Annotated in this window: 16 protein-coding genes; 4 read left to right on the top strand and 12 right to left on the bottom strand. The window is 69.1% G+C overall.

What is annotated here, in order from left to right; translation table 11 throughout:
* Window positions 1-14: 14 nt before the first annotated feature.
* Complete coding sequence (locus AOZ06_RS32320; RefSeq protein ID WP_157233372.1) at window positions 15-1,859, bottom strand: hypothetical protein; 1,845 nt, start codon at window positions 1,857-1,859, stop codon at window positions 15-17.
* Between the two features lie 78 nt (window positions 1,860-1,937).
* Here AOZ06_RS32320 and AOZ06_RS32315 point away from each other — a divergent pair, with 78 nt between their 5' ends.
* Window positions 1,938-3,062, top strand: coding sequence for a VanZ family protein (locus tag AOZ06_RS32315; RefSeq protein ID WP_054292852.1), 1,125 nt, complete (start codon window positions 1,938-1,940; stop codon window positions 3,060-3,062).
* On the opposite strand, the gene AOZ06_RS32310 is transcribed toward AOZ06_RS32315, so the two are convergent.
* Window positions 3,028-4,983 (bottom strand): transglycosylase domain-containing protein, encoded by a 1,956-nt coding sequence (locus AOZ06_RS32310; RefSeq protein WP_236951809.1) that lies wholly within the window; start codon window positions 4,981-4,983, stop codon window positions 3,028-3,030. The two genes, AOZ06_RS32315 and AOZ06_RS32310, sit on opposite strands and share 35 nt — an antisense overlap.
* 309 nt (window positions 4,984-5,292) lie before the next feature.
* On the opposite strand from AOZ06_RS32310, the gene AOZ06_RS32305 reads away from it, so the two are divergent.
* A complete protein-coding gene (locus tag AOZ06_RS32305; RefSeq protein WP_054292850.1) occupies window positions 5,293-6,396 on the top strand; it encodes an AIR synthase-related protein in 1,104 nt (367 codons plus the stop codon).
* 52 nt (window positions 6,397-6,448) lie between these two features.
* On the opposite strand, the gene AOZ06_RS32300 is transcribed toward AOZ06_RS32305, so the two are convergent.
* Window positions 6,449-7,720: an outer membrane protein assembly factor BamB family protein gene (locus tag AOZ06_RS32300; RefSeq protein WP_054292849.1), complete on the bottom strand. Its 1,272-nt coding sequence runs from the start codon at window positions 7,718-7,720 to the stop codon at window positions 6,449-6,451.
* A 173-nt stretch (window positions 7,721-7,893) separates the two neighbouring features.
* Here AOZ06_RS32300 and AOZ06_RS32295 point away from each other — a divergent pair, with 173 nt between their 5' ends.
* The gene (locus AOZ06_RS32295; protein WP_054292848.1) at window positions 7,894-8,889 is read left to right on the top strand and encodes an acyl-CoA dehydrogenase family protein; all 996 of its coding nucleotides are present in this window, start codon (window positions 7,894-7,896) and stop codon (window positions 8,887-8,889) included.
* Here AOZ06_RS32295 and rfbA read toward each other — a convergent pair.
* Complete coding sequence (rfbA, locus tag AOZ06_RS32290) at window positions 8,873-9,754, bottom strand: glucose-1-phosphate thymidylyltransferase RfbA (RefSeq protein WP_054292847.1); 882 nt, start codon at window positions 9,752-9,754, stop codon at window positions 8,873-8,875. The two genes, AOZ06_RS32295 and rfbA, sit on opposite strands and share 17 nt — an antisense overlap.
* 618 nt (window positions 9,755-10,372) lie before the next feature.
* On the opposite strand from rfbA, the gene AOZ06_RS32280 reads away from it, so the two are divergent.
* Window positions 10,373-11,329 (top strand): excinuclease ABC subunit UvrA, encoded by a 957-nt coding sequence (locus tag AOZ06_RS32280; RefSeq protein WP_157233371.1) that lies wholly within the window; start codon window positions 10,373-10,375, stop codon window positions 11,327-11,329.
* 572 nt (window positions 11,330-11,901) lie between these two features.
* Here the strand turns inward: AOZ06_RS32280 and AOZ06_RS32275 are convergent.
* Genes AOZ06_RS32275 through AOZ06_RS32240 form a run of 8 tightly spaced genes read right to left on the bottom strand, consistent with a single transcriptional unit; the run spans window position 11,902 to window position 26,253 of the window.
* Window positions 11,902-14,292 carry a non-ribosomal peptide synthetase gene (locus AOZ06_RS32275; RefSeq protein ID WP_054292844.1) on the bottom strand — a complete coding sequence of 797 codons (2,391 nt, stop codon included), beginning with the start codon at window positions 14,290-14,292 and terminating at the stop codon, window positions 11,902-11,904.
* A gap of 18 nt (window positions 14,293-14,310) precedes the next feature.
* Window positions 14,311-15,135, bottom strand: a complete 825-nt coding sequence (locus AOZ06_RS32270; protein WP_054292843.1) for an SDR family oxidoreductase — start codon at window positions 15,133-15,135, stop codon at window positions 14,311-14,313.
* On the bottom strand, window positions 15,126-15,818 hold the full coding sequence (locus AOZ06_RS32265) for a thioesterase II family protein (protein WP_054292842.1): 693 nt from the start codon (window positions 15,816-15,818) through the stop codon (window positions 15,126-15,128). The genes AOZ06_RS32270 and AOZ06_RS32265 overlap by 10 nt, the downstream gene beginning before the upstream one ends.
* Window positions 15,815-17,065: a cytochrome P450 family protein gene (locus AOZ06_RS32260; protein WP_218921816.1), complete on the bottom strand. Its 1,251-nt coding sequence runs from the start codon at window positions 17,063-17,065 to the stop codon at window positions 15,815-15,817. The genes AOZ06_RS32265 and AOZ06_RS32260 overlap by 4 nt, the downstream gene beginning before the upstream one ends.
* Window positions 17,062-18,315 (bottom strand): MFS transporter, encoded by a 1,254-nt coding sequence (locus tag AOZ06_RS32255; RefSeq protein WP_054292841.1) that lies wholly within the window; start codon window positions 18,313-18,315, stop codon window positions 17,062-17,064. Before AOZ06_RS32255 ends, AOZ06_RS32260 begins: the two co-directional genes overlap by 4 nt.
* A complete protein-coding gene (locus AOZ06_RS32250; protein WP_054292840.1) occupies window positions 18,315-21,782 on the bottom strand; it encodes a type I polyketide synthase in 3,468 nt (1,155 codons plus the stop codon). The genes AOZ06_RS32255 and AOZ06_RS32250 overlap by 1 nt, the downstream gene beginning before the upstream one ends.
* Window positions 21,782-22,894, bottom strand: coding sequence for a cytochrome P450 family protein (locus AOZ06_RS32245; RefSeq protein ID WP_054292839.1), 1,113 nt, complete (start codon window positions 22,892-22,894; stop codon window positions 21,782-21,784). The genes AOZ06_RS32250 and AOZ06_RS32245 overlap by 1 nt, the downstream gene beginning before the upstream one ends.
* Complete coding sequence (locus AOZ06_RS32240) at window positions 22,891-26,253, bottom strand: non-ribosomal peptide synthetase (protein ID WP_054292838.1); 3,363 nt, start codon at window positions 26,251-26,253, stop codon at window positions 22,891-22,893. Before AOZ06_RS32240 ends, AOZ06_RS32245 begins: the two co-directional genes overlap by 4 nt.
* Window positions 26,254-26,294 lie beyond the last annotated feature (41 nt).

Genomic DNA, 26,294 nt, shown 5'->3' with positions numbered 1-26,294 from the left:
CAGTATGCCTAACATCAGCCCCGGCGCAGGTCTGTCGCGGTCGCCAGGTCCCGTTTCGCGGTTCCGCGGGGCTCGACCTGGTGCCCGGCTCGGCCGCCGGGTGGTTCACGCCGGACAGGGCTGGTCAGCCACCCGATGTCCAGGTCGACCGGCCCGGTCCGGGCGCGCAACGCGGCGACGACGTCTCGTTGGCGAACGGCCAACTGCGAGATCACCCGGGCGGGCGGCAGGGCGTCGGTCGAGTTGCGGTACCAGTTGCCCAGGATCTCCAGCGTGAAGTCGACGACGAGCGAGCCGCTGACGCCGAGGGCGAGATCGCCGAACGCGCGGAACTGACCCGTGTGCAGCGCCATGTTCCGCGTCGTGTTGAGGGCGTGCAGCAACGTCTCGACGCGCTGCCTGCGGTCCTCCAGCCACCGCGCGCACTCGGCCGGGTCCGCCAGCCGTGCCGACCAGTCCAGGACCTGCTGCGCGGCCAGCGGTGGAACCTGTTCCAGCAGTTCGGCGAGTGACGTCTGCACGGGCAGCAGGAGCTCGACCCACTTGGTCACGTCACGCACCCGCCCGAACTCGTCGCTGCCGGTGTGCTGGTCGATGCGGCGCAGCAGGTCGTCAGCGTGCTCCCGCGCCTCACCGGGCAAGGTGGCGACACCTCGGCGCAGTTGCCGATGCGCCTCCACGACCTGCTGGCGCATGGCCTGCAAGGACAGCGCGGCGGCGATGTCCTCCCGTTTGGTCAGGCCGGACGCCTCCAACGCCGCCCACGCCAGCGCCGCCGCGGGCAGCGGAGCTTCGGTGGTCCGTGCGACATGCGCCATCCGCAGGCCGTTGCGCAGCGCGGGCGGCCATTGCGACACCAGCGGCACGGCCCGTTGCACTGTCGGCGGGTGGGTTTGCAGGTGCCTCGCCGTGCCACTGTCCACACGGGAGACGAACGCGTCGTCGCCGAGCGTCAGCTCGATCAGCCGGTGCCCGGCCATGTACTGGTCCAGCAGTTCGGACAGCTCACGCCGAGCGGCACGGGCCGCGCTGCGCGTGTCGACGGCCTGGACCTCGCAGGCGACCAGGCACGCGGGACCCCTGACGGCTACCCGCCTGGCGAACCGGGCCAGCCGGGGCCCGAGGCGCTCAGGTTGCCGGACGGGCGCCGACACGGCCGTGGGGTGCAACGCCTCCAATGCGGACAACTCGGTGGTTCCGTGCACGACAACCGCCACCCGGTAGGCCGACAGGCCGGGCAGCAACAGGCGCCGGAACATGTCGATGTCCAGGCCGTCGTGTACACGCAACGCGCGCGTCAGATCGTCGGTCAGCTCAACGGGATCACGGTCGGCGGTCGCGGCCAGGCAGGCGAGCTCGTCCGCCAGCGTGTCCACGTACGCCGCGCTCACGGCACGCTTCCAGGCCCCGGCCAGTGCGGCGTCCACGAGGGACCGCACCTCCGGCAGCCGAGCCGCCACGGTCGCCGCCGCCGCCCTGGTCAGCACCTTCTGCTGATCGAGGGGCCGCTGCTGGTCGGCGATGGACAACGCCGTGTCCCTCAGCGCCACCACCAGGTCCATGAGCACCTGGTGGTGCCCCCATTGGGTGATGACGCGCTGCACAGTGGCGGCGGCGCCGTCGCACAGGCCGCGGACCAGGGCCCGGCTCGGCTGGCCGCCGTCGGCGAAGCTCGTCAGCGCCGACAGCACGCGAGGCAGGTCCGCCGACATGCCACCGGCGCTGGACACGTACTGGCTGAACAACGACGTCTTGCTGATGGCGCGCAGGATCCGCTGGACGAGGTAGGTCTGCTGCCAGGTGGCGCCGGTGCGCCTGAGCTCACCGATCAGCTGGCGGTCGAATCCGCTGAAGGCCACGCGGCAACCGTAGCGTCCGGCCATCCCCGTGCCGTCCCCGATTTGCCGTGATCACCTGGCACCGGTATCTCCTTGCACGTGGAGTCGCAGATCCTGCCAGCCGTGCTCGCGATCGTCGGCGGGTGCTTCGTCGCCGTCCTGCTGTCGTTGCCGTTCGTGGTGGTGAGCTACCGGCGGCGCGGTGAGCTGGGGTTCGGCCGGATCCTGCTCGCGGTCGGGTTCGTGATCTACGCGCTGGCGATCGCCACCTACACGTTGCTGCCGCTGCCCGAACTCACCGACGCCTGGTGCGCGCGGCACACGGCGTTCCGCACCCCGCAGCTCAGTGTGACGCAGTTCATCGTGGACATCCGCACCGAGCAACGCGCGCCGGGCCTGCGCGGATACCTGCACAATCCCGCTGTCCAGCAGTCGGTCTTCAACATCGCCTTGTTCGTGCCGCTCGGCATGTACCTGCGGCAGTTCTTCGGCCGCGGCGCGCTCACCTCGATCGCCATCGGCTTCGGGGTGTCCCTGCTGGTGGAACTGACGCAGCTGACCGGGAACTGGTTCCTGTTCCCGTGTCCTTATCGGATATTCGATGTGGACGACCTGATCACCAACACCCTGGGCACCGCGGTCGGCGTGCTGCTCGCCCCGATGCTCAGGCCGTTCGCCGGCCGAACTCCCGCCGCGCCGCCGACCGCGCCGCGCCCGGTCACCGCGTGGCGGCGGCTGCTGGGCATGGTGATGGACGTGGTGTCCGTGTACCTGCTGGGTTCTCTGATCGGCGTCGTCGTCGACGCTGTCGTCGTCTACGTCTTCCACGGGCAATCGGTCCAGCGGTTCTGGCTCGGCAGCGCGCTCGTGCTGTGGCTACCGGCGTTCCTGCTGCTGGTGCTGCCGTCGTTGGGCAGACAAGCCGCGACCGTCGGGCAGCGCGCGGTGCGGTTGCGACGTGTCCGGCCCGACGGCGGACCAGCCGGTGCGCGGGTCCTGATCGCCTTGCTGAGCGGCGGCGCGGGCTATTTCGCGTGCATGGGGCTGTCGTCGATCGACTCCGTGTTCGGGATCATCGCCTTCGCGCTGCTGGCGGCCGCTTTCGTGCTGGTGTGGCCGCGTTCGCACCGTGGACTGTCCGGCCTGCTTTCCGGCCTGGTCATCACCGACTCCCGGGAGGAGACCGGGGTCAGCGACCGCCCAGTACTGTCTTCATCGCCTTGAAGTACGGCGGCGCGGCCACCGTGCCGCCGAACGCGCCGTGCCCGCAGGATCCGATGTGGACCGGGTTGCCGGGGCAGAGCTGACCGGGCTTGTTGCCGTCGGCGAACACCAGCGACGAGACGGCGTAGTTGTCCACGCCACCGACGAACGCGACCGACTGGTTGGTCTGCGTCGTGCCCGTCTTGCCGATGTCCGGGCGGGTCCAGCCCGCGGCACGCGCCGACGCGGCGGTGGTGCCGCTGACGGTGTCCTGGCTGAGGCCGGTCATCAACGTGCTCGCCACATCGCTGGAGGTGACCTGCTCACAGGCCGCGTTGGTGACGGGCACCGCGTTCGCGGCCGCGTCGGTCACCGACAGGATCGGCGTCGGCGGGCACCACACACCACCGCTCATCAGCGTCGCGGGGACGTTCGCCAGTTCCAGCGGGCTCACCGGGCTGTCGCCGAGCGTGAACGACGGCTTGTCCTGGAAGTACTGGGTCTGCGTCTGGTTGCGCTGCGGGTCGTTCGAACCGGCGTCCGGCTGCTGACCGACGTTGTTGGTCTGCATGGACGAGCGCATGCCGAGCCGGGACGCCATCGCCACCACCTGGGGCACGCCGACACGCTGCTCCAGACCGACGAACGCCGTGTTGGGCGACGTCGCCAGCCCGTTGGCCAGGGAGATCGGGTCCGAGTAGGTGCCGTCGTTGTGGACGGTGTAGCACTTGCGGTTGCCGGGCAACGGGAAACACTGGCTCGGCGGGTTGGGCAACTGGGTGTCGAGTGTCGCCGCGCCGGACTCCAGCGCCGCGGCGGCCGTGAAGATCTTGAACACCGAGCCCGCGCCGAACGGGTCGCTCACGTCGGTCACCAGGTTGCGCGTGGTCTGGCCCTGTGCCGCGTCCGTGCCGAGGCTGCGGTTGGCCACGAGCGCGAGGACCTCGTGCGACGTGTTGCCGGGGGAGACGATCGCCATCGTGTTGGCCACGCCCGGCTGGGTGACGGGCACGTTGGCGTTCACCGCGTCCTTGGCCGCCGCGCTGACCTGACTGTCCATTGTGGTCTTAATGGTCAGTCCGCCGTTGGTCAGCTGCTCCTGCGTGACCCCGGCCGACCGCAGGTAGCTCAGCGCGTACTGGCAGAAGAACCCGGCGTCCGGCTGGGCGCTGAAGCACGTGCTCGACGGGACGGCCGGGCCGCTGACGCCCAGCGGCTCGGCCTTGGCCCGCGCCGCGGTCGTCTGGTCGACGGCCTTCGTGGCCAGCATCGTGTCGATCACCAGGTCACGACGGCGCTGGGCGGCGACCGGGTGGGCGTACGGGTTGAACGTCGTGGGGTTGTTGACCATCCCGGCGAGCAGCGCGGCCTGCGCGACAGTCAGCTTGTCGGCCGTGGTGCCGAAGTAGGCGCGGGCGGCGGCCTCGACGCCGTAGACCTTGCCGGTGAACTCGACGACGTTGAGGTAGCCGGACAGGATCTCGTCCTTGGACAGGTTCTCGTCCAGCTCGATCGCCGTCCGGGCCTCCCGCATCTTGCGGGTGAGCGTGTCCGCCCGGTCGGCCGCCTGCGCCGCCGGGTTGTCCTTGTCGATCACGTTGATCAGGTAGTTCTTGACCAGTTGCTGGGTGATGGTCGAGCCGCCCTGGTGGTCGCCGCCGGTCACGTCGGCGATCGCGGCGCGCGCGACGCCCTGCGGGTCGATCCCGTGCTCCTGGTAGAACCGCCGGTCCTCAATGGACACGAGGGCGTTCTTCATCGCCTGCGAGATCCTGTCCGCGCCGACCGGGATCCGGTACTGGTCGAAAACGGTCGCGATCGGCGTGCCGTTCCGGTCGGTGAGCGTGGTCACGCCCGGCAGTTGTTTCGAAATCGACGCCGGAACGATCCCGATGACCGAATCGCTCACATCCACGGCGGCCAATCCGGCGCCAATCGACACGGGAGCCAGAATTCCCGCGAGGAGCGCACCACCGGCCGCGCAGCCACCGACAAGCTTCAGAAGATTACGGCTGGCACCCACTTGTTCGAATGTACGCCCGGCTGACCAGGCAGAATGGACGAAGCAGGCATTACGGAGCGCCCAGTTTCCCGCTTTCACCGGGTGACACCGGTCACTGCTTCGGGGTACCGCCGGTATAACGCCTGGTGGCAGCGGGGCGATCACTCCATCGGGGCACTAGGGTGAACGAGCCCCGCGGAAACCCCGGTGGGGTCACGGAGCCGATTTTTCGACGAGGTGTGACGAGAAGTGTCCAACCTGGGTGAGTACCAGCGCGCGGGCGTCGACTATTCCATTCTGGACAAGGTCAAGCGGGACGCGGTGCACCGCGCGGCGGCCACCAGCGGCCTGCTCGCCGCGCACGGCGCCGAAGAGGTCGGTGGCTCCCGCGGCTCGACCGCGTACGTGCTGAAGGTGGGCGGTCTCACCCTGGCCACAGTCACCGAGGGACTCGGCACCAAGTCGGTCATCGCCGAGGACTACCTGGCCGAGACGGGCGAAAGCCGGTTCGCCGACGTGGCGGTGGACGCGGTCGCGGCGATCGTGAACGACGTGATCTCGGTCGGCGCGAACCCGCTGGTGGTCACCGCCTACTTCGCCACCGGCGACGCGGCGTGGTACTCCGACGAGCGCAAGTCGCTGGAGCTGCTGGCGGGCTGGCAGAAGGCGTGCGAGCAGTCCGGCGCGACCTGGGGCGGCGGCGAGTCACCGGCGCTGCCGGGCATGCTCACCGGAGCGGGAATCGAACTGGCCGGCAGCGCGCTGGCGCTCGTGCCGGACGGCCGTGAACCCGTGTTCGGCGACGACGTCGTGCCCGGCGACCGGATCGTCGTCCTGCCCAGCTCCGGCCTGCACACCAACGGCTCGTCGCTGGCCAGGCGGATCGCCGGTCAGCTGTCCTCGGGCTACCGGACGAAGCTGCCCAGTGGCCGCGACCTCGGCGCCGCGCTGCTCGACCCGTCGGTGCTGTACCCGGCTTTCGTGCGCGCGCTGCTCGCTTCCCCGGTGCGCCCGACGTTCCTCAACCCGATCACCGGCCACGGCCTGCTCAAGATGATGCGGTCGTCGACGAACGTCCGCTACGTGCTGGACACCGTCCCCGAGGTGCCCGAGGTGCTCGAGTTCCTGGCCAAGGAGGCGGGGATGTCGACCGCGGAGTCCTACGCGACGCTCAACATGGGTTTCGGATATGTCGCCGTCGTCCCGGCGGATGACGCGGACAAGACCGTCGAGGTCGCCCGTGCCGCCGGATATGAGGCCTTCGTCGCGGGTGAGGTCGTCGAGGGCGAGCGTTCGGTCAGCGTGCCGTCGCTGGGAATCGAGTACAAGGACGAGGAATTCAAGGTCACCTGAGTGGTGGAGTCGCCGCCCCGGTCCGGCCGGGGCGACGACTCGATTCAACGCGTCATTTGATCGGCTTGTACGAAATCTGCTTCCTGACGTCCACAGCGAGGTACTTGTCGATCAGCGCCGGGGCGACACCGGGTGCGTCCGGCGCGTCCTTTCCGGTTTTGCCGTCGATGGCGACCGGGTCGTCCGCGCCGAATCCGTACACGATGCCGTGGTAGGCGGCGGTCAGGGTCGGGACGACGCGGTTCGCGCTTTTCGTGATTTCCCACAGCGGGGTCGCGCCGACGGAGTTCGCGTCGTAGGCGAAAGTGCGCTCGCCCCGAGCGTCGCAGACGATGAGGGACGCGTCGTCGTAGAAGCACGTCACGTCGTAGCCCGACGTGCTCGGCACGTCGGTGGTCTTGCTGTACAGCGGTTTCCCAGTCGTGACGTCGAGGATGTCGAACTGGTTGTCGCCGTTGCTGTAAACCTTGAGGCTGCTGGCCACGAGCTTCGGCGAGATCGGCATCAGCTTGGCCGGGTACCCGCCGGTGTCGATCGACCACTTCTGCGCGCCGTCGGCCTCCGCGAGCCCCGTCGTCGTCCGCTTCTCGCTGATCAGCGGCTTGCCGCCGCTGCCGACCACCACGCCGCTGTCCACCTCCGCTGCCAGGAACTGGTCCTTCGTCCAGCGCACCTGGTGCGAGCTCTTGTCGAGCACGAAGGTGCGGCCGATGCTGGCGGAGTCGTCGAAGTAGCTGACCACGACGGACGTGTCGGTCACGCCGGCCACCGCCGGCCTGCCCTGGCCGGTGGTGAGCTTGTTGCCGAGGTCGATGTCGATGACGGTCGACCAGTCCGCCTTGCCGGACTTCAGGTCGAGCGCCATCACCTCCACCTGCGGGTGCGACGGCGTGGTGCCCTGCGCGGGCTTGTTGCCGTTGATCGCCGCGTAGAGCCGGTCGCCGGACACGACCGGAGCCGTGGGCTTCGCGCCGGACGACGCCTTGATCGTCGCGGGCGTCATCCACAGGTTCTCGCCGGTGAGCCCGTCGATACCGACGATGGCCTTGTCGTCGACGCCGTAGATGTTGCCGTCGTGCAACGTGACTGTCGGCCGCTCGTCGTCGTTGAACGCCGAGAGGGAGAACTTGGCCTCGGTCTTCTCGAACACCTTCGGCGGGTCGAACGCCTTGCGCTCCGGTTTCCGCGGCGTGCTCGGCGGTGGCTGCTCCGCAGGTGTCTCGTTCGGCGCGGACTGTCCTTTTTGGGCCTCGTCGCCGCCACCGCATCCGGCCAGTACAGCCGCGATCAGCACCGCGGCCAGCCCCGCGTTCAAGCCCCGCATGCAATCCCCCCGGTTGTGGGTCACCGTCGGCTGGATCGTAGACACTCGGGCTGGGCACCGCAGGCCGGGGCCTTGTGGTTTTCTTGTGGTTCCGTGATCGGCACGGGAACCGCACCTCGGCCGATGCCCGTGAAGTTAGGACGCCCTAACTCGCGGATCGGTATGCTGGCGGCGTGACGGACCTGGTAGAGCGCGCACAATGGATCGCTGACACTGTCCTGTTCCCGGATGCCCGTGCGGTCGACGAGAGCGGAGTCATCCCGGAGAGCCACTTCCGCCTCCTGGCCGCCGAGGGCCTGTACGGCATCGCCCGGCCCGACGCCGGGCTGGAGTTCGAGACGATCGTCGGCGTGATCGAGGCACTGGCCGGTGGCTGCCTGGCCACCACGTTCACCTGGATCCAGCACCACGCGGCCGTGATCGGCCTGGCCAACACCACGAACACGGCACTGCGAGCGGAGTACTTCGACGACTTCACCTCGGGGCGGCGGCGCAGTGGCGTGGCGTTCGCAGGCGCGCTGGCCAACCCGCCGCGCCTGCGTGCCACGAAAGCCGACGGCGGCTGGGTTTTCGACGGCGACGCGCCGTTCGTCAGCGGCTGGGGGATCGTGGACGCGATCCAGCTGTCCGGCAACGCGGGCGACACCATCGTGAACGTGCTCGTCGACGCCAAGGGCCTCGGTGCCCGGCCGTACGAGCTGGTTTCGTTGCAGGCCACCGCGACCGTGCGGCTGGAGTTCGACAACGCGTTCATCCCGGACGCACGCGTGGTCGGCGCGGTCCCCGTCGAGCAGTTCCTCGGGACACAGCACTTCGGCGCCCGGCTCAACGGCGCCATGCCGGTCGGGCTGGCCCGCCGGTGCGTCCGGCTGATCGAGGAGCGAGGGCGCACCGGCGCCGCAGCCGCCCTGTCCGACCAGATCGTCAGCGTGCGTGCCGGTCTGGACGCGGGACTGGCCGATCCCGCGGCGATGTTCGGCGCACGGGCCGCGGCATCCGAGCTGGCCTACCGCGCCGCCGGTGCGGTTGTCGTCGCCGAGGGCGCGCCAGGGGTCATCGTCGGCGGCCACGGGCAGCGGCTGGTCCGGGAAGCGCTGTTCACGCTCGTCGCCGGCAGCCGTGCGCCGATGAAGGACGCGTTGCTGGACGTGCTCACCGCTGCTGGGTGAGTTCCCTGGCCATCGCCATCACGTACTGGCCGTAGCCCGACTTCGCCTGGCGCTCGCCCAGTGCGTGGCACGCCTCGGGGTCGATGAAGCCCATGCGCAGGGCCACTTCCTCGATGCAGGCGATTCGGACTCCCTGCCTGTGCTCCATGGTCTGCACGTACTGGCCGGCCAGCAGCAGTGACTCCGGGGTGCCGGTGTCCAGCCACGCCATGCCCCTGCCGAGGTCGATCAGCTTCGCCCTGCCCTGCGCCAGGTAGGTCCTGTTGACGTCGGTGATCTCCAGTTCGCCGCGGGCCGACGGGCGCAGGTTCTTGGCGATGTCCACCACGTCGTTGTCGTAGAAGTAGAGACCGGTGATCGCCCGGTTGGACCTCGGGTTCGCCGGTTTCTCCTCGATCGACAGCAGCTTGCCCGTGCTGTCGGTCTCGCCGACGCCGTAACGCTCGGGATCGTGCACCGGGTAGCCGAACAGGACGCAGCCGTCCAGTTCCCTGATCGCCGACGTCAGCACCTCGGAGAACCTCGTGCCGTGGAAGATGTTGTCACCGAGCACCAGCGCCGCCGAGTCGCCGCCGATGTGGTCGGCGCCGATGACGAACGCCTCCGCCAGCCCGTTCGGCTCGGGCTGGACCGCGTAGCCGATGGCCAGCCCCAGTTCGGAGCCGTCGCCGAGCAGACGCTGGAACTGGGGGAGGTCCTGCGGTGTCGAGATGATCAGGATCTCCCGGATGCCTGCCAGCATCAGCACCGACAGCGGGTAGTAGATCATCGGCTTGTCGTTGACCGGCAGCAGCTGCTTGGACACCGCCAGCGTGATCGGGTGGAGCCGGGTGCCGGATCCGCCGGCGAGGATGATCCCCTTCATTGCCGCCAAGCTAGGGACCGCCGATCCAGCCGGTCTCAAACCTCGCTCACGGCCCCGCTCGAGCGCCCGTTAACCGGGAGACCACCGTACTCGCTGGTAGACGCGCCGGTAGAGGGTCGTCGCGGCAGAACTCTGCCACTTTTACCAGCTTTCGAGGTGGCAGTTGGTGCATGGCCGTTTGATGACACCCGCTTCACCTCGACACCGCTCCGGGCCGCTGAAGATGGAAACGGACGGCAGGGACGGGGTTTCGTGAGGGCGGTCCCCCGGGCCGAACGAACGCGGGAGGACGTTATGCAGGACCTGTTGCCGGCTCGCTCCGACGTCAAGCTCGTCCGCTGGCCCTTCGAGGCCGCGCGCCGCGACCAAGTACCGCCGGGCCGGGGTGCCGTGCCTGCTGGTGGTCGAGGCAGGCGCGAAACCACCGGTGTGCACCGACCCGCGCGAGGACTGGGTCAGGGCGCCGACCAGCAAGGTCGGCCTGGAGGCGCGACTGGAAGCGCTCGAAGCGACCGCGCGCAGCCTCCGCCTGCCCCAGATGGACCCGAGCGGCATGATCCGCTGCGGCAGCCGCTCGGCAAGGACTGGCTCGAACTGTCCGGTATTGAGGTGCACAACGTGCGCGGAGCGGACATCCGCATCCCCGTGGGCCGTCTTACGTGCCTGACAGGCGTGAGCGGCAGCGGCAAGAGCAGCGTCCTGCACCACGCCCTGGCCACGTCGATGGAGGCGGTGCTCGCCGGAGGAGAACCGGTCAACGCGGCAAAACTGCTGGGAGCGCAGGACTTCGGCTGGCTGGCGGTGGTGGACCAGGATCCGATCGGCCGTACCCCGAGGTCGAACCCGGCGACGTACTCGAAAGCCTACGACCTGATCCGAACCCTCTTCGCGGGAACACCGGAAGCCAAGGAACGGAGCCTGTCGGCGACGGCGTTCTCGTTCAACACGGCGGGAGGCCGCTGCGAAACCTGTACAGGCTACGGGAAGCGACAGGTGGACATGCACTTCCTGCCGGACGTGTGGGTGACGTGTGACGTCTGCGATGGAAGGAGATTCGGCCCAGACGTCCTCGCGGTGACCTACGACGACGCGACGATCGACCAGGTCCTCGAGATGACGATCGAACAGGCAGCGGAGTTCTTCACGCAACCACCACAACTGGCAACAGTGCTGGACGCCCTGGTAAGAGTCGGCCTGGGATACGTCGCGCTGGGACAGAGCGCGACAGAACTGTCAGGCGGCGAAGCACAACGACTGAAACTGGCCAACGCACTCGTCCGCGGAGCGAAGGGCGGTAAGAGAGGCCTGGTCCTCCTGGACGAACCGGTCACAGGCCTGCACCCAGCAGATGTAGAACGACTCGTGGCGTGCCTGGACGCACTGCTGGACAAGAAGAACACAGTAGTAGTCGCAGAGCACGACCTGCACCTGGCGGCAGTGGCGGACTGGATCGTCGACATGGGACCAGCCGCGGGCGCGGACGGCGGAAGGGTGATCAACCAGGGCGCAGTGGCGGACATCATCGGTGGAGCGGGACCGACGGTGGCATACCTGAGGAAGGTGATTACCACATAGGACAGAGATGTGTCGAAGCGGGAATGGCGGACAGGCGAGAGTCCTGCCGCCCGCAAGCACCAAGGTCTGCGGGCGGCAGAAGCCTGCAAGCAGCACGGGGCATTAGCGTGAAAAGCCTGCAGGCCCCCAAAGCCCGTAAGCGCCAAAGCACGTAAGTACCCAGAGCCCGGGAGCGCCAGAAGCCCGGAAGCACCGGAAGCCGGGTGCCGTCCTGGTTTCCGGTGCACACCGTGGTTGCTGGCCGATGTGGACTGTGCATGGTGAGTGTGTAAGCGTGCCCACCTATGGCCTGATCGCCGTCGTGTGCTGGGTTTTTGACGGATGATGTCTGATTGCGTCAGCGCCGTCGGTTACGTTGGAGTGCGGCTTCCGGCCCCATGTGCGGCTTCCAGCGCTGGTCGCACTGTGTTGGTTGCGTTCCAGCCAGTTCTCGAAGATCTTTGCCATGCTTCTTGGTCGCCTGGCGTTGCAGCTGGCTACTGGCCGCCTCGCTTTCCAGCCAGCTACTGGCTGCCTTGTGTTCCAGTGGTGTCATCGACCTTGTCGTCTTCTTGCCGGTTCCTTGGTTGGTTCTACTTCGCTTGGGATTTCACCACTGTTCTGATCGTCGGGTTTCGGAACAGGTCCCTCAGCTTTACCTTGGGTAGCTTTCTTTCCTTCAGTTCCGCGTTGATCCGTACTGCCAGCAGTGAGTTTCCGCCGAGGGCGTAGAAGTCGTCGTCCATGCCCACTGGTCTGCCGAAGATCTTGCTCCAGACCTCCTGCATGGCCTTGGTGAGACTGTCCTCATCGGTCTGTTCGGGTTCCGCCCGTGCTGCTGTGACCGTTGGGGCCGGGAGTTGGCTTTGGTCCAGCTTTCCGTTGGTGGTCAACGGCAATGTGCCCAGTGCCGTCACCGTTGCGGGGACCATGTAGGACGGGAGTACCGACGCGGCACGTTTGCGGACGTTCGCCGTGTCCAGTTCCGCTGGTACGACGTACGCGTCGATTCTCGCCGAGGCACCTTCTCCGCGTACGGTCACCGCGCACGATGTCACGTCCGGGTCTTCCAGGAGGACCGCGCGGATCTCGTCCAGTTCTATCCTGAAGCCCCTGATCTTCACCTGGCTGTCGATCCTGCCCAGGTGGTGCAGCGATCCGTCCGGCATGAGGCGGCCGAGATCCCCGCTGCGGTACATCTTCCCGCCCCGGTACGGGTCCGGCACGAACTTCACTGCCGTCAGGTCCGGCTGGTTGAGGTACTCCTGTGCCACCCCTGCTCCGCCTACGTGGATCTCACCGGCTATTCCTGGTGGCAGGAGTTCGCCTTCCTTGTTCATGACATAGATGTGCCAGCCTGGGAGTGCTGGTCCGACTGATCTGGATGCCGCCAGTGCCATGGCTCTGGTGTACGTCTGGTGGGTTACGTGCACCGTTGTCTCGGTTATGCCGAACATGTTCACCATTCGGCATGACGGGTGACTGTCGTACCAGCGCAACAGCATCCTGGCGTCCAGGGGCTCTCCGCCGAACACGACCAGCCTCGCGGGGACCTCCGCGTGCCGCACGTCCAGGAGCTGGGCGAAGGCTGACGGGGTTTGGCTGAGCACTGTGACCTTTTCGGACACCAGGAGGTCGCGGAACCGCGAAGGCTCCCTTGAGTCGTTGTACGACACCACCACCAGGCGTCCGCCGGTCAGCAGGCAGCCCCAGATCTCCCAGACCGAGAAGTCGAACGCGCTGGAGTGGAACAGTGTCCAAACGTCCGATGAGCCGAGCTCGTACTCGTCGCGGGTGGCGTCGACGAGACTGACGACGTTGCGGTGGGGGATCACCACGCCTTTGGGGCGTCCGGTCGAACCTGACGTGTAGATCACGTACGCGGGTGCGTCCGGGGAGACGTCCTGGGCTGTGACAGGCTCGCCGAGCAGTGCGTCCGGGGACACGCCGGGCAGTTCCGCGAGACGGGTGATCACGAGTCGCGCCGAGGCGTCCTGCGTTGTGTAGGCCAACCGTTCGGCTGGGTACGCCGGGTCTGTGGGGACGTACGCTGCGCCGAGCTTGACGATCGCCAGCAGTACGGCGACCAGCTCCGCAGTCCGTTCGAGGCAGACGATCACCTTGTCGCCGCCGCGTACTCCCCGTGAGTGCAGGCCACCGGCCATCCGGTCCGAGATCGCGTCGAGCTCCGCGTACGTCAGGCGTGTCGTGGAATCACAAACCGCCACGGCCGACGGCTGGGCGGACGCGATCCTGGCGAACGCCTGCGGCAACGACTGCGCCGCGCTGTCCAGCGGCGCCGACTGGCCCAGGGCGACTGTCCGGTCGACTTCCGCTTGGCTCAACAGGGATGGTTCGATGCTGTCGGCCAGCTGGGAATGGACGTGCACGAGGTGGTCGGCGAACTGGGTGACGATCGCCGGGCTGAAGTGGGAGAGCCGGTAGTCGAACCGCAGGTGGTCGCGCATGACGGAGATCGTCAGCGGGAAAACCGGCTCAAGGCACGGGATGTACGTGGCGTCCGGGAGATCCGGGCCGGTGTCGGACAGCAGGCCGACGGCGTCCGTTTGCCCGTACTCGCGCAGGACGAGCTCCAGCGCCGCGGGCCACAGCTTCGGCGACGTGTCGCACTCCACCGAGAAGGTGGCCGTGCCGCCCTGCCCTGAGCCGAGACCCCAGTCCGGTGGTGGGCTGTCCACCGCTTCTGTGTGCGGTGTGACCGACGCCAGGGTGGGGATGCCCAGGAGGGCCGCGGCGGCTGCGCGGACCGACTGCGTTCGCGGGGCGACGACCACCAGGTCCGACTGGCCGTCCGTGTAGCGCAGCAGCACGCACCGCACGTTCGCCGACGGCCGGGCGAGTTCGACCGTGCGGCGGCGGACTGCCAGCGGGTCTGTCGCCGTGGCCGGGATGTCCTCGACCCAGACTCCTGGCGGTGTGCCGAGCGGCTCGGTCAGCCGGACCCGCAGTGCGTGGTGCGCCACCGTGTTTCCCTTTCTGCTTCAGCGGGCGCTGAACCCGCCGTCGACGGTCAGCACCGATCCGGTGACCTGCCTGGACTCGTCCGATGCCAGGTAGACCGCCGCTGCCGCGATGTCCTTCGGTTCGATCAGGGCGTTCATCGGCTGGGCCTCCACGAACGCGGGTTCGTGGTCGGCCACCGGGACGTCCAGTGCCCTGGCTATCTCCGCCAGCATGCGGCCTTCCATGTCGCTGTCGTCACGGACAGAGCCCGGGCAGATGGCGTTGACCCGGACCTTCATCGGCGCGTAGTCCAGCGCCGCTGCCTTGGTCAGGCCGATGACGCCGTGCTTGGCGGCCACGTAGCCGGAGAAGTGGCGGTAGCCGACCAGGCCCGCTGTCGAGGCGATGTTGATGATGCTGCCGGAACGGGCCGCGCTCATCGCCTTGCCGACCACGTTGATCATCCGCCAGGTCCCGGTCAGGTCGACGTCGACCATCAGCGCCCACTCGTCCTCGCTGATCTCGTGCACCGGTTTCCCCGACGGGGCCGCGATTCCCGCGTTGTTGACCACCGCGTCGACCCGGCCGAACCGATCGGTCGCCCGGTCCACCGCGGCTCGCAGCGCCCGGATGTCGCGGACATCGGCGTGCTGGGTGAGCACGGCGGCACCGGCCGACCGGCACGACGTGGCCGTGTGCTCGAGCTGGCCGGATGTGCCCAGCGGGTACGGCACTCCGGCCAGATCGGCGCAGATGTCCAGCAGTGCCAGGTCAGCGCCCTCCGCCGCGCACGCCAGCGCGGTGGCGCGGCCCAGTCCCCGGGCCGCGCCGGTGATCAGCACGGTCTTGCCGGTCAGTCGCATGTGGCGTCTTCGATCAGCCGCACCACCGCGGGCGCTGATGTCGTCAGGTACATGTGGCCGCCGGGCAGTTCGGTGAACGTGAAGTCCTTGCTGGTGGCCTTCGCCCATCCCGCTGCCTGGTCTGCGCTGACCAGCTCGTCCGAGTCACCGCGCAGTGCGGTGACCGGCGCGGGGAGCGGCAACTCGGTCGACGGCACGTAGCTCTCGTGCATCTGCACGTCGGCGCGCAGCGTCGGCAGGATCAGCTCACGCATCTCCTCGTCGTCGAGCGCTTCGTCGCTGAAACCCGCGAACTGCCGGACCCGGTCCACGAACTCGTCGTCGTCCAGTCCCGTGGCACGGCCGGGACGTGGCGTGTGCGGCTCGGTCGATCCGCTCGCGAACAGCCGCACCACCTCCACGCCCGGCAGGTTCACCAGCCGGTGTGCCAGCTCGTAGGCCAGGACCGCGCCCAGGCTGTGGCCGAACAGCGCGACACGGCCTCCGGGGAGCTGGCCGAGCAGGTCGTGCAGCAGGCCGTCGACCGCCGCGTGCACGTCGCGGTACGGCTCCTCGTCGATCCGGCGTTCACGTCCCGGCAACTGCGGTGCGACCACCCGCAGCCGGTCGCTCGCGGCGACCGACCACGGGTGGAAGAAGGACGCGCCCACGCCGGCGAAGGGCAGGCACACCAGGGTTGTCATCTCGGCAGCCTCGCGTCGTAGCTGATCGGCAGCGTGGCCAGGCCGCGGCTGGTGGAGTTGTCGAAGATCCACTCGAGCTCGTCGGGACGCACCGCGAGCCGCAGGCCGCGCAGCCGGCGCAGCATCGTCGGGAACGCGATCGAACCCTCCACACGCGACAGTGGCGCACCGGCGCAGAAGTGCGCGCCGTGGCCGAACGCGAAGTGCTTGTTCGGCGTCCGCGTGATGTCGAGCCGGTCGGGGTTCTCGAACGCTTCCGGGTCCCGGTTGGCCGAGCTGAGCAGCAGGTGGACGAAACTCTCCTTGGCGATGTCCACCCCGTTGAGGGTGATGTCCTCGGTCGCGATCCGCAGCGTGCCGCGGAACACCGGCGCCTCGAACCGCAGGAACTCCTCGACCGCGCTTTCGGCCAGCGACGGGTCGCGCACCAGCAGTTCGAGCTGGTCGGGGTGCTGCAGCAGCGCCTGCGTGCCGTTGCCGATCAGGTTCGCGGTCGTCTTGTGGCCCGCGATGATCAGCAGGACCAGCGTGGACACCAGTTCGTCCTCGGTGAACACGTCGTCCTCGTCGGCTGCCCTGATCAGCACGCTGACCAGGTCGTCACCGAGGTCCTTGCGCCGCTCGGCCAGCAGGTCCAGCAGGTACTGCTCGATCTTGTCGCTGGCCACGCGCAGCAGCCGGTTGCGTTCCTCGTCCGGGTACGGCGCCTCGCTGAGCATCACGACGTCCGCCTGCACCTGCGGCCGGTCGTGGTCGGGCACCCGGAGGAACTCGCTGATCACGCGCATCGGCAGGGAGTAGGCGAACTTCATCAGGTCGACCGTGCCCGACTCGGGGAACTCGTCGATCAGGTCGTCGGTGATCTGCTGGATGCGAGGCCGCAGCAGTTCCATCCGACGCGGCGTGAACGCCTTCGTGACCAGTTTGCGCAGCCGGGTGTGGTCCGGCGGATCGGCCGTGATCATGTTCTTGATCAGCACCGGGCTGGCGTCCCGCAACTGCTCCTGGAACCACTGCGGTGCCGCCTCGACCCGCTTGGACAGCCGCGGGTCGGTGAACGCCTTCAGCGCGGTGGCGTAGTCGGCCACGACGTAGGCCTCGGCGCCGGGCGGGTGGTCGATCTTGTGCACCGGGCAGCCCGCGCGCAACGCGGCGTTCCAGCCGTGCGGGTCCTTGCCCGGCGAGTTGAAGAACTCGGGCGGCAACGGCTCTTTGCCTGCCTTGGGGGTCTCCTCCAGCGCGGTCACAGCGTGGTCTCCTTGAGCTCTTCTGGACGGGGGAGCTTGCGCATGGTCGGGGTGAACATGGTCAGTGCGACCGGGAGCGCGACGGCGCCGACGAACGTGAACGTGGCGACCGCGCCGCCGATGTCGAAGATCGCGCCGATGGAGAAGATGCCGATCGGCTGCACGATCATCGACAGGAAGAACACCGCGCCGAGCACGCGGCCGTGCAGCTTGTCCGGCGCGAGCACGGCGACGTAGGCCAGGAACAACGCGCTGACGATCGGCCCGCGCAGGAACACGATGCCGGTGATCACGCCCATCACGACCACGTTCGGGAAGAGCGCCATCAGCGTGGCGGCGACCGGGCCGATCCACGCGGCGAGCATCATGATCGTGGTCGGCGTGAGCTTCTTCAGCGCGTACGAGGCGAAGAACGAGCCCACGAGGCCGCCGACCCCGGCGAAACCGACCGCGACACCGATCATGGCCGACTCGGTGCCCTCGTCGGTCGCGGTGGCCGCGAGCGCGATGAACACCCCGGTGTGGTTGAACACCAGGTTGGACCCCATGATCCAGAACAGCGACCAGAACAGGATCGGCTGGCGGCGGATGAACCGGAACCCGTCGATGGCGTGCCGCTTGCCGTCGTCGGCGAGCGTGTCGGCGGCCTGCATCGGCTTCTTGATGAACAGCAGCAACAGCGTCGAGACCAGGAACGACACCGCGGCGCCGAGGTACGGGAACGCCCGCGCGATGCCGAACAGCGCACCGGCGGCCGGTGGGCCGACCAGGGTGGCGCCGAAGAACCGGATCTGGTTCTGCGAGATCGCCGTCGGCAGCTGCGCCGGTGGCACCAGTGCCTTGATCGCGGCGAGCCCGGCTGGTTGCGAGATGCTCAGGCAGATCGCCGAGGTGACCGCGATGCCGAGGATCAGCGGGATGTTGACGAAGTCGGCGAAGATCAGCAGACCGAGCGTGCCGAGCAGGACCACCCTGATCAGGTTGCACGTGATCAGCAGCTTCTTGCGGTCGAACCGGTCGGCCAGCTTGCCTGCGGGCAACGACACCAGCCCGGCGACCGCGAGCTGCACCGACGCGATCACACCGGCCCAGAACGCCGAACCGGTCGTGGCCAGGATGAGCAGGGGGTAGGCGAACTCCGCGGTCTCCTTGGCCACGGCGGCGAAGGCCTCGCTCGTCCACAGTGCCTGGAAGTTGGTGTTCCGGCGCAGCGGTACGAGCGCTTCCGTGTCCGGTGGTTTCGTGACCATTAGCTGTCTCCTGAGTGGACGGGTGCGGGCAGTGACCCGCGTAGCCGGGTGGCAAGGCTGTGGACGTGGGGACTGGTGAGCATCGACCAGTGGTCGCCGGGCACCGGGTGGATCCGGACCGGGTCGCGGTAGATCCGGGTGAGCCGTGTTCGCAACGCCGCCAGGGCCCTGGTGTCGGCGCCGGCCTTGAACAGGACGACAGGGCAGTCGACCGGCTCCGGGCGGTAGCGCAGCAGCGCGTCCATGTTGACGACGAACTGCCTGCGGACGTCCGGGGTCCGGCGGACTCGACGGCCGATCGGTCCGAAGCCGAACCTCGCGCCGGTCCGCAACCGCACGCTGCTGGTGAGGTACCGGGGATCCAGGCCGATCGGTCGTCCGGTCGCGGGGACGTAACCGTCGAGGCAGACGAGCATGTCGACACGGGCGCCGCGGCGCAGCAACTGCGCGGCCACCTCGTGGGCGACGATCGCGCCGAACGACCACCCGCCGAGCGTGTACGGTCCGTCCGGTTGCGTTTCGAGGATGCGCTCGACGTGTTGCGCGGCAAGCGATTCGATCCGGTCCGCCGGGCGGGCGGGCTCGAGGCAGTGCACGGGCCGGTCCGCCAGCCGGGCGAGTTCCCGGTAGCCGAGCGCGGTTCCCATCGCGTCGGCGATCAGGAACAGCGGTTGCCCGGCCGCGGCGACCTGGTCGGTTCCGGCCAGCCGGGTCAGGGCGCCGAACGTGGCGTCGGCGGTGAACTCGATGACCGGGACGTCGCGGCCGGTCAGGTCCCGGACTTGGCGCAACAGGCTGACGATCATCAGCGACTCGCCGCCGAGTGCGAAGAAGTTGTCCGATTCGGACACCGTGGCCACGCCGAGTGTGCGGCACCACAGGTCGGCGAGCGTGCCCTGCGGACGTGCCACGGTCACCGCCGGGCGTGCTGCGACCGGCGCGGCAACCGGGTCCGTGGCGGCGAACGGATGCGACGGGAGCGAGCACCGCAACGACTCGGTGTCCGTCGCCACGTCCGCCAGCGCGAGATCCACGCCGTGCTCCCAGAGCACACCCACCGCACGCAACAGGTCGCGTTCGGGGTCGTCTGTCGTGCCGAGCAACGGCACCACGGTGTTCTCCGGCGACCAGGCCGGATGGCGACGCAAGGTGCTGATCATCGACGCACCTGGGCCGAGTTCGATGAAGGACTCGTATCCGGCGGCGAGCAGCGTGCCCGCGCCGTCGGCCAGCCGCACTGTCCGCAGCATCTGGCCGGTCCAGTAGCCGGGGCTGAGCATGGCTTCGGGGTCGGCCCAGTCGCCGCTCTCGTTGGCGACCAGCCGGATCCTCGTCGTGTGCGCGGGTGTGGCGGCCAGCGCGGCGGCCACAGCCTCGGCCGCCGGTCGCATCAAGGGGGAGTGGAACGCGCGCAGCGTGGCCAGCCTGCGAGCGTCGATCCCGGTTGCGAGCAGCTCCTCCATGGCCGTGACGGGCCCGGACAGCACGGTCCGGCCCGGTCCGGCGACCGCGACCGAGATCCCCGGCGGGAGCGGTACGTCGGCGGAGTCGATCGTGGCCATCAAGCCGGGTTCGGTGTCCCACATCGCCGTCGCGCGCTCGTACACGAGGTTCGCCGCCGCACCGGGAGCCCAGACTCCGGCGAGCGCCGCCGCGGCGTACTCGCCGACGCTGTTGCCGAACATCGCGGACGCCTGCACGCCCCATTCGCCGAGCTGACGGCCCAAGGCGTAGCCGAGTGCGAACAACCCCAGCTGCTGGTGGACCGTGTTGGCGAACCACTCGGGAGCTGTGCCCGCCGTGACCACGGGAGAAAGGTCGATCGTGACCGCGTCGGCGATCTCGTCGAACGCTTTCTTGAACACGGGCAACAGGCGGTACGGCACCGCTCCGGCGGCGTCACGGAGGGTTCCCTGGCCGGGCAACAGGAACGCGACCTCGCCCAGGGTGCGTGGCGCAGCGGCGGGGACGGTGGCGGAGGCGGTGCCGCGCAGCAGGATAGCTGCCTGCGCGACGTCATCGGCGACGATAACCTGCCGATGGCGGTGGGTCCGCCGTCCGGTGAGCGTTCGTGACACTTCGGACAATGCGTGGCTGGGGTCGGTGCTGAGCTGCTCGGCGAGGTCGCCGCGCAGCCGGCTGAGCGCGTCCGCGGACGCGGCCGACAGCGGGATGAGCCGCTTGCCGCTCCCGCGTGGCCGGTCGCGTTGCGGTGCGGCCTCGACGATGACGTGTGCGTTCGTGCCGCCGACACCGAACGAGCTCACGGCGGCCAGCCGAACACCACGAGACGGCCAGGGCCCGGCCTCGGCGCACACCCGGAACGGCGTGGACTCGATGTCCAGCAACGGGTTCGGTGCGTTGTAGTGCAGCGTGGGCACGACCTCGCGGTGCTCCACCATCAGCACCGTCTTGATCAGCCCGGCCACGCCCGCGGCCGCGCCGGTGTGCCCGAGGTTGCTCTTCACCGCGCCGAGCAGGCACCAGCCCGTGGCGTCCGTGCTGGTCCGGAACACGTCGGTGAGGGCGCTGACCTCCACCGGGTCGCCCATCCTGGTGGCCGTGCCGTGTGCCTCGACGTAGTCGATGTCGGCCGGGTCGATCCCGGCGATCTGCTGTGCGTAGCCGATGACCTCGCTCTGCCCGGTGATCGAAGGCGCGGTGTACCCCATCTTGTCGGAGCCGTCGTTGTTCAACGCCGAGCCGAGGATCACCGCGGCGATCCGGTCACCGTCGCGAAGGGCGTCTTCCAGGCGTTTGAGGACCACGACGCCGACGCCTTCGCTGGGGACCGTGCCCCCGGCGTGCTCGTCGAACGGGCGGCAATGCCCATCGGGCGACAGAATGCCGCCGGCTTCGTACAGGTAGCCCCATTCGCCGGCGGCCGTGACGGTGACACCACCGGCCAACGCGACATCGCATTCGTTGCCCAGCAGGCTCCGTACAGCCATGTGCGTGGCGGTCAACGACGTCGAACACGCTGTCTGCACGGTCACGGCCGGGCCGCGGAAACCGAGCTTGTACGCCACCCGCGTGGCCAGGAAGTCCTTTTCCCGCCCGATGACCTGCGCCAGCTCGCTCGCGCCGAGATCGGGCGCCGCGCCGACCACGTCGGCTCCCGCGTACAGGCCGATCCAGCCGGGGAAACGCGTGGGATCGATGCCCGCGTCGTCGACGGCGGCCGACGCGCATTCGAGGAACACCCGCTGCTGCGGGTCGATCCCGGCGGCCTCGGCCCGGCTGTATCCGAAGAAGGCCCAGTCGAAGGTGCCGGAATCGGTGAGAAAGCCCTTGGCAGGCACGAACTCCGGCCGCCGAGCCACGTCGGGCCTCGCACCGCGTGCGATGGCGTCGTCCCGGGTGAACCGGCTGATGCCTTCCACGCCCGCACGCAGGTTCGCCCAGTACTGGCGCACGTCGACGGCCTTCGGGTACCGGCACGCCATCCCGACCACGGCGACAGCCATCAGCTGCCCCCGATGTCGACGTACAGGTGGTCAAGGCCGACATACGACAGGTTCGGGCCCCACACGGCCGCGTTGTCCGCCAGCCGCGCACCGGGGAAGCGCCGGGCGAACCGGCGCAGCGTGGTCGCGGCCTCCAGCCTGGCCAGCGGGGCACCGACGCAGTAGTGCGAGCCGAACCCGAAGATCAGGTGCTGCCTGCTCTCACCGACCGGGCAGCCGGTCAAGGCCTGGCCGGGCTGGTCGCCGGCGAGCAGCGCACCGCCTTCCAGCGACACCAGCACCAGGTCGCCCTCGTGCAGCGCGGACCCGGCGAACTCGAAGTCCTCGGCGACGACCCGGCCGACGTTGCGCAGCGGCGGACGCAGTTCGAGCACCGACTCGACGATCGCCTCGACGCCGTCGTCCGCCTTGACCCTGGCCCACAGCACCGGATCGCCGAGCACCGCCAGCACACACGAGCCCAGCAGCGAAGCCGTGGTCTCCAAGCCGCCGAACAGGATCATCGACCAGGTGGCGAACGTCCGCGCCCGGTCGTCCTCGGTGTCGAGCGGGAAGCCTTCGACGGCCTGGGCCCGGCCCAGGCTCGTGCGCATCTCCAGCATGACCTCGTGCGCGCTCGTGGCGTGGTCACGGCGGTACATGGCGGCGATGAACGACGACAGCCGCTGCGACCACGTGTGCAGCACAGCAGGCGGCTCGTCCACGCCGACGATGTGCGCCATCACCCGGCCGGACACGGCCTCGGCCACGGCCGGCACGACATCGTGCGGCGTGGCCCGTGCCAGGTCTTCCAGGCTCTCGTCGACGATCTCGGTGATCCGGGGCGCGATCGACCGCACATACGACGCGGAAAGCAGACGCTGCACGGGTTTGCGCAGCGCCACGTGCTCCGGCCCGTCGGTGTGCACGAACCACAACCGCATGAACTCGGTCAACGCGTGGTGTTCCCGGCGCGCCTCGTCCGTCATGTACAGCTCGCCCAACCGGGCCGAGGTGCGTGACGAGAAACCCGGGTGGTTCAGAACCTGCCGTGCGAGCACGGGATCCGAGACGATCCAGCACTCCAGGCCGTCGTCCCAGTCCATGCCGCGCACGGCCGCCGGCCGGGTCATGCCGTCGTGGCTTTCTCGATCAGCTGGTGCAGACCGGCGGGCGTCGGCGACAGCAGGAAGTCACGCAGCCGCACGGTCACGCCGAGTTCGTCCTTCACCAGGCGGATCAGCCGCAGCGCACCCATCGAGTTGCCGCCGACGGTGAAGAAGTCCGTCTCGCCGCTGAACTCGCCCGCCGGTGCGTCCGGCAGGGCCTTGGTGAAGAACGCCGACATCGACGTGTAGTCCTCGTCCGGCTGTTCGGGCAGGTGCGGCTGCTGACCGGCGGGGGCGGCGACCGCGGCGAGCGCCCGCCGATCGATCTTCCCGTTGCTGGTCACCGGGATCCGGTCGACCACGGCCCACAGCGTCGGCACCATGTACACCGGCAACTGCCCGGCGAGCACGTCGCGTAGTTCGTCTGTCCGGACCGTCGTGGCGGGGACCACGGCGGCGATCAGCCGTTTGTCGGCGCTGTCCCCGTCGCTGACGAGCACGACCGAGTCCGCCACACGCGGATCGGCCGACAGGGCGTCGTTGATCGCGGACAGTTCGACGCGGTAGCCACGCAGTTTGACCTGGCTGTCACGCCTGCCGAGGAACCGCAGGCGGCCTCGGGAGTCGATCCGCACGAGGTCACCGGTGCGGTAGAGCCGCTCGGGGACATCGGGGCAGAAATGCCCGAAACAGCGAGCGGTTTCCTTCTCGTCGCCGATGTACCCGTCGGCCAGGCCCGAGCCTGCCGCGTACAGTTCACCGACCGCGCCGGGTGGTAGCAGGCGGTGCCGCTCGTCGAGGACGTACACCTTGGTGCCGGCGATGGGGGTGCCGATCGGCAGTGGCCCGTCGACGCCGGCGGCTGCGGTCATCGAGTAGGTCGCGGTGAACGTCGTGTTCTCGGTGGGCCCGTAGCCGTTGGTGATCACGATGCCCGGATGCCGGTCGAGCACGCGCGCGACGTGGTCGTGCGGCACGACGTCACCGCCGGTGATCAACTGTCGCAGGCCGCCGAGCGAGTCCGGCGTGAACTCCTCGACCAGGCGGAACAGTCCGGCGGTCAGCCACGCGACCGTGACACCGCGGTGCAGCAGGAACTCACCGAGTTCGCTCGGCGCGGGAATCCCGGCCGGGTAGACCTCCATCGTCGCGCCGGAGACCAGCGGTCCCCAGAACTCCAAAGTGGACGCGTCAAAGGCCAGTGGGGACAGGCGAAGCACCCGGTCGCCCGAACCGAGGGCGACGAAGCCGGCCTCGTGCACCAGCCGGACGCCTGCCCGGTGCGGCACCGCGACGCCTTTCGGCACGCCGGTCGACCCCGAGGTGAAGGCGACATAGGCGATCCGGGCCGGGTCGGCTGGTTCGGCCGGGACGTCGGCGGACGGCCAGCCGGGCTGCCACGTGCCGCAGACCGGGATTCCCTGCTGGGCCAGGATGTCCGGGACGGCCGAGACCAACGCGGCGCGGGCGTCCGCCTTGGCGAGGATCTTCTCGGTGTGCGCGCCCGGCACCGTCAGGTCGACACCGACGTACGCCGCGCCCGCCCACGTGATTCCCAGCACGGCAACGGTTTCCGCGATCGACCGGTCCAGCGCGACAACCACCCGGTCGCCTGGCTGCACGCCGATGTCCCGCAGCAGCCGTGCCTGTTCGGCCGCCGCGCCCGCGAGCTGGGCGTAGGTGAGCTCGATGTCGCCTTCCCGCACGGCGATGGCGTCCGGCGTGCGGCGGACCACGTCACGGAACAACTCGTCCAGCGTGACCGCCGGGAAGTCCTGCCTGGTGTCGTTGAGCTCGTCCAGCACCGCACGGCGAGCCGACGACACGCACCGCAGCTGCTCAAGGGCGGTGTTGCCACCGGCCAATTCGGTTGCCGCCGTGGCGAAGTCGGCGGCGAACCCTTCCGCGTCCGCCTTGCTCCACACGCTGGTCGCGTATTCCAGCTGCGCGGCCAGCGTCGGCTCGGACCGGCCGAACAGCAGCGACAGGTCGAACTGGGCGCCGCCGCCGTGGCCCTCCTCGACCGTGAGCCGCCCGGTGCTGGTCGTGATGTGTTGCGGGACAAGCTGATCGTGCATACCGAAACACACCTGTACGAGCGGGTGCGCGCCGAGGCTGCGTTCCACGCCGAGCCGGTTGACCAGCTCGTCGAACGGCAACGTGCCCGCGTCGATGCTCTGCGCCAGCGAATGCTGGACCGCGCCGAGGAACTCGGCGACCGGCTGGTCGTCGTCCACGTCGACGCGGACGCCCACCAGGTTGCCGGCCACGGCGATCAGGTCCGCCAGCTCGTCGGTGTCGCGGCCGTACAGCGAGACACCGATCAGCATCCGGCGGGCGCCGGTCCACCGGCTCAGCGTCAACGCGTACGCGCCGAGCAGGAACGCGAACCGTGTCACGCCGAGCTCCTGCGCCCGGTCCTTGACCCGGTCGCTGAGGTCCGGGCCGAGGTCGACGGTGGTGCGTTCGCCGCGCGGGTCCTGGATCGCGGGCCTCGGCCGGTCGGCGGGCAGCTCCAGCACGGTCGGCACGCCGTCGAGGTGCTGGAGCCAGAACTCCGCCTGACGGTCCCATTCGCCGCTTTCCCGTACCGCTTCGTGCCTGCTCACCAGCGCCCGCGTCGTCGGGGCCGGTGAGGTGTACGGCGAGGGCTCCCCGGCGACGAACGCGTCGTAGTTGCCGAAGATCTCGGTGAACAGCAGGCCGATGGCCCAGCCGTCGAGCACCATGTGGTGGCCGGTGAGCACAATCGCCTGCCGGCCGGCCGGGTTGGTCACCCGGATGAGCCTGAACGCGGGCGCGGCCGTGAGGTCGAAAGGGCGGCGGCCGTGGTCGGCGGCGATCCCGCGGACGGCGTCCTCGAACTCCGCCGCGTCGCCCATGTGCGTCACGTCGGTGATGTCCGGTGTGTGCCGGGCCAGCACGACGGGGACGACGTCACCGTCCTGCTCCCGGAACACAGTGCGCAGGCTCGCGTGCCGGTCCGTCGTGGCCGCGACAGCCCGCTCGAACGCGTCACGGTCCAACCGGCCGCTGTCGAGGTGACACGTGAAGACCAAGTTGTAGGTGGAGCCGCCGACGACCTTCTCCGTCATCCACATTCCCCGCTGTGTCGGGGAAAGCGCGCCGACCGACTCCCCGGCGGGCTGGTCGTCGACGGGTGCGGGGGACAGTCCCGGCGCACCGGCCAGCACGTCCGCCAGGGGAGTGGCGGACAGCAGATCGGCGACCGGGATGCGCACTCCGTGCCGTTCCCGCACCAACGCGGCGAGACGCATCGCGCGCAGCGAGTCCCCGCCGAGCCCGATGAAACTCCGTGTGGCGAACCCGGTCACGTCAGTGTCCGGGCCCAGAACAGCGACCGCGTACTCGTCCAACGACATGGCTCGCCTCCGTGGGCATTTCGAAAGGGGTTGCAGGTTCC

The sequence above is a fragment of the Kibdelosporangium phytohabitans genome (genome assembly GCF_001302585.1).
Taxonomy (GTDB): Bacteria; Actinomycetota; Actinomycetes; order Mycobacteriales; family Pseudonocardiaceae; genus Kibdelosporangium; species Kibdelosporangium phytohabitans.
Note: the sequence above shows the minus strand (reverse complement) of the source record. Positions and strands in the feature narration are given on the sequence as shown.

Coding starts and splice junctions, on each gene's coding strand:
- AOZ06_RS32300 (WP_054292849.1), bottom strand. CDS start 7,720: ATGCGGGGCTTGAACGCGGGGCTGGCCGCGGTGCTGATCGCGGCTGTA.
- rfbA (WP_054292847.1), bottom strand. CDS start 9,754: ATGAAGGGGATCATCCTCGCCGGCGGATCCGGCACCCGGCTCCACCCG.
- AOZ06_RS32270 (WP_054292843.1), bottom strand. CDS start 15,135: ATGCGACTGACCGGCAAGACCGTGCTGATCACCGGCGCGGCCCGGGGA.
- AOZ06_RS32265 (WP_054292842.1), bottom strand. CDS start 15,818: ATGACAACCCTGGTGTGCCTGCCCTTCGCCGGCGTGGGCGCGTCCTTC.
- AOZ06_RS32255 (WP_054292841.1), bottom strand. CDS start 18,315: ATGGTCACGAAACCACCGGACACGGAAGCGCTCGTACCGCTGCGCCGG.
- AOZ06_RS32250 (WP_054292840.1), bottom strand. CDS start 21,782: ATGGCTGTCGCCGTGGTCGGGATGGCGTGCCGGTACCCGAAGGCCGTC.
- AOZ06_RS32245 (WP_054292839.1), bottom strand. CDS start 22,894: ATGACCCGGCCGGCGGCCGTGCGCGGCATGGACTGGGACGACGGCCTG.
- AOZ06_RS32240 (WP_054292838.1), bottom strand. CDS start 26,253: ATGTCGTTGGACGAGTACGCGGTCGCTGTTCTGGGCCCGGACACTGAC.